Source organism: Phenylobacterium sp. (assembly GCF_036263695.1).
Lineage (GTDB): Bacteria > Pseudomonadota > Alphaproteobacteria > Caulobacterales > Caulobacteraceae > Phenylobacterium.
Window position 1 is genome coordinate 1 of sequence record NZ_DATAGM010000395.1, and the last position, 3874, is coordinate 3874.

Annotated in this window: 4 protein-coding genes; 3 read left to right on the forward strand and 1 reads right to left on the reverse strand. The window is 71.5% G+C overall.

From position 1 onward, the window contains the following. The first annotated feature begins 31 nt into the window (after nucleotides 1-31). From trpD to lexA, 3 genes are all read left to right on the forward strand, one after another. Nucleotides 32-1045, forward strand: coding sequence for an anthranilate phosphoribosyltransferase (trpD, locus tag VHK87_RS15930; RefSeq protein ID WP_329635878.1), 1014 nt, complete (start codon nucleotides 32-34; stop codon nucleotides 1043-1045). Then, nucleotides 1042-1833, forward strand: a complete 792-nt coding sequence (trpC, locus tag VHK87_RS15935) for an indole-3-glycerol phosphate synthase TrpC (protein ID WP_329635875.1) — start codon at nucleotides 1042-1044, stop codon at nucleotides 1831-1833. The genes trpD and trpC overlap by 4 nt, the downstream gene beginning before the upstream one ends. A gap of 351 nt (nucleotides 1834-2184) precedes the next feature. Further along, nucleotides 2185-2874 carry a transcriptional repressor LexA gene (gene lexA / locus VHK87_RS15940; protein ID WP_329635876.1) on the forward strand — a complete coding sequence of 230 codons (690 nt, stop codon included), beginning with the start codon at nucleotides 2185-2187 and terminating at the stop codon, nucleotides 2872-2874. Nucleotides 2875-2886: 12 nt separating this feature from the next. On the opposite strand, the gene VHK87_RS15945 is transcribed toward lexA, so the two are convergent. Then, nucleotides 2887-3874, reverse strand: a 988-nt coding sequence (locus VHK87_RS15945) for a ComEC/Rec2 family competence protein (RefSeq protein ID WP_329635877.1), incomplete at its 5' end; no start/stop codon positions are given.

The window sequence follows — 3874 nt, forward strand, 5'->3', positions numbered from 1 at the left end:
AGGCGCAGCGCCTGGCGCACGCCTGACGCCCGTGTCGGACGCCTTCAAGCCCCTGCTCTCGCGCCTGGCGGACGGCGCCACCCTGAGCGAAGACGACGCCCAGACCTTCTTCACCGCCTGCCTGCAGGGCGAGCCGACCCCGGCCCAGATCGCCGCCGCGCTGACCGCCATGCGGATGCGCGGCGAGACGGTGGGCGAGATCACCGCCTGCGCCCGGGCCATGCGGGCCGCGGCCCTGAAGCTCGACCTGCCCTACGAGGTGATCGACGTCTGCGGCACCGGCGGCGACGGGCTGCACACCCTCAACATCTCCACGGCGGTCGGCTTCGTGGCGGCCGGCGCGGGGCTGAAGGTCGCCAAGCACGGCAACCGCGCCCTCTCCTCCCGCTCCGGCACGGCCGATGTGCTGACCGAGCTCGGGGTCAACATCAACGCCACCCTGGACCAGCACCGCCGGGCGCTGGACGAGGCCGGCATCTGCTTCATGTTCGCCCAGGCCCACAACAGCGCCATGCGGCACGTCTCTCCGGTGCGCGCCGAGCTGGGCTTCCGCACGGTGTTCAACCTCCTGGGCCCGCTCTCCAACCCGGCCAGCGCACAGCGACAGCTGCTCGGCGTCTTCTCCGACCGCTGGGTGGAGCCGCTCGCCAAGGTGCTGGGGGCGCTGGGGACCAAGCGCGCCTGGGTGGCCCACGGCCAGGGCATGGACGAGATCACCACCACGGGCGAGACGCACGTGGCCGAGCTGCGCGAGGGGCAGGTCCGGCTCTTCACCATCACGCCGGAGGCGGTCGGCTTGCCGCGGGCGGCGCTGGCGGACTTGGTGGGCGGCGATCCGGCCCACAACGCCAGGGCGCTGCGCGAAGTGCTGGCCGGCGCCAAGGGGCCGTACCGGGACGTGGTGCTGCTGAACACCGCGGCGGCCCTGCTGATCTCGGACCGGGTCGAGACTTTGCGCGAGGGCGTCGAGCTGGCGGGCGCGGTGATCGACGACGGCCGCGCACAGGGCGCCCTCGACAAGCTGGCGGCGGCGACCCACGCATGAGCGACATCCTCGACCGCATCGCCGGCTACAAGGCCCAGGAAGTGGCCGAGCGGAAGGCCAAGATCCCCTTCTCCGACCTGGAGTGGGACGCCCGGCACGCCTCCTCGCCGCGCGGCTTCCGCGCCGCGTTGGAAGGCGCCCACGCCCCCGGCCGCCTGGCCCTGATCGCCGAGATCAAGAAGGCCTCCCCCTCCAAGGGGCTGATCCGCGAGGACTTCGACCCGCCGATCCTGGCCAGCGCCTACGAGCTCGGCGGGGCCGCCTGCCTCTCAGTCCTGACCGACGAGCCGAGCTTCCAGGGGCACGAGCGGTTCCTCGTCGCCGCTCGCAACGCCGTCGAGCTGCCGGTGCTGCGCAAGGACTTCCTCGTCGATCCCTGGCAGGTGGTCGAGAGTCGGGCCATCGGCGCCGACGCCGTGCTGGTCATCCTGGCCATGGTCGACGACGACCTCGCCAGGTCCTTGATGGCGGAAGCCGGCCGCTGGGGCATGGACGTGCTGGTCGAGGTGCACGACGAGGCCGAGATGGCCCGGGCGAGGAAGCTCGGAGCCAAGCTGGTCGGCGTCAACAACCGCAACCTGCGAAGCTTCGAGACCGACCTGGGCGTCACTGAGCGGCTCGCGCCGCTGGCCCCCGCCGACGCCCTGCTGGTCACCGAGAGCGGCATCTTCACCACCCTGGACGTCGCCCGCCTGGAGCGCTGCGGCGCCCGGGCCATGCTGGTCGGCGAGAGCCTGATGCGCCAGCCCGACGTGGAAGCGGCCACCCGCGCGCTGCTCGGCGGCTGACCTCGGAACATTGGTCTTCCGATTGAGGTCGGCCCACGTGCGGCGCAGCTTGGTTCAGCAACCTTATCAGGCAGCCGCGCCTCCTGCTCCATGGGCCGTGAGCTCGGCCGTCACCGGCGCGGCCGGCGGCGCGCTCGGCGCCCTGCTGGTTTGGCGGCCCGCGGCCAAAGCCTGGCAAGAAGAGCGCAAGCTGAGTCGGGCCGGCGACCTGGCTCAGGCGACTCCACGCGAAAGCTAAACCGCTGAAATGACAGGCGCGAACCTGCGCCGGGGCGGTAACTTGACATTAACCAGGAACACCTAGAGAACATCCTTGAAGTTGGCGCTTTGTTCCCGAAGGGCTCCTCGGCCATGTTGACCCGCAAACAGCACGAACTGCTCATGTTCATCCATGAGCGGATCAAGGAGACCGGCGTCTCCCCCTCGTTCGACGAGATGAAGGACGCCCTGGACCTGGCGTCCAAATCCGGCATCCACCGCCTGATCACCGCCCTGGAGGAGCGCGGCTTCCTCCGCCGCCTGCCGCACCGCGCTCGGGCGCTGGAGGTGGTCAAGCTGCCCCAGCAGGCCACCGCGACGGCCCCGCCGAAAGGCCGCGGCGCCTTCAAGCCCCAGCTGGTGGAGGCGCCCGCCTCCGCGCCGGTTGCGGCCAACGACGTGCGCGAGCTGCCGATCCTAGGCCGCATCGCCGCCGGCACGCCCATCGAGGCCATCCAGCACGAGCGCGACCGGCTGCAGGTGCCCGAAAGCATCCTCGGCGCCGGCGAGCACTTCGTCCTGGAGATCAGCGGCGATTCGATGATCAACGCCGGCATTCTGGACGGCGACTTCGTGGTCATCCGCAAGACCGACACCGCCAACTCCGGCGACATCGTAGTGGCCCTGGTGCAGGGCGAGGAAGCCACCCTCAAGCGGCTGCGCCGCAAGGGCGCCTCGATCGCCCTGGAAGCCGCCAACCCCGCCTACGAGACCCGCATCTACGGCCCCGACCAGGTGGCCGTGCAGGGCCGCCTGGTCGGTCTGATCCGCAGGTATCACTAGAGCTAGGCGCCCTCACCCGCTTGGCTCGCCGCCGTCGGCCGACCAACTCCAGGGCCGCCAGCCGCGCATCTCCTGGGCCCAACGGATGCGCCAGCCGTCCGGCCGGCGCCAAAGCTCCACCGAGCCGCCGCGGGCGAAGTCGGCGCCGGTCAGCACCACCTTGCCCGGGCAGACGGGGCCGGTCGGAACGCTGCGGACCACAATCACCTCAGCGTCGCAGAGCCGATCCCGCTCCTGGGGCTTCAGCGGCCGGCGCCTGAAGCTGGCGGCGATCTTCAGGGCGGGATCCGCGCTGGTCGGCCGGCAGGTCCACCGGTCGCAGTCGAACAGCCGCTCCGGCGCCTCATCGACGGAGAGGCCGCGGCGCCGGGCCCACAGGTCCGCCGCGAAGCGCTTGGCGTCGGGGCGCAGCAGAACCGCATGCTTGCCGTCACGCACCGCCACCGCCGCACCGTCGGAAGCGATCCAGACGTCGGGGACCGCCGGTTTGGGCGTGAGTGCGACCGCGAAGGCGAAGGGAACACCGGCCCAGCGCAGCTTCCCGCGCCATAGGCAGACCCAGAGGATGCCGACGAAGGCCGCAGGCAGGGTCCAGGCCGGGGCGCTGGGTACGATCAGGGTGGCGCTTGGGGCGGCGGCGGCCTTCTCAGCGATCGAGGTCATCAGCCCGATGGCCCAGCCGGCGGCCTTCAGAGGCCACTCGCCGAGGCCGAACGGCGTCAAGAACGCGCCGATCGCCAGGAACGGCATCATCACGAACGAGGAGATCGGCGCGGTCAGCAGGTTGGCGATCAGGCCCCAGGTGGCGACGCGGTTGAAGTGCTGCATCGCGAACGGCCCGGTGGCCAGCCCCGCGACGAAGCTCGCGCCCACGCTGGCGGCGATCCAGACGCCGGCCGCCTGAGGCGCCCGGATCCACCAGGGCGCTTCGATCTCGCGGATCGGCCGGTTCCACGCCTCGGCCAGGGCGACGAGCGCGGCGGTGGCGGCGAAGGACATC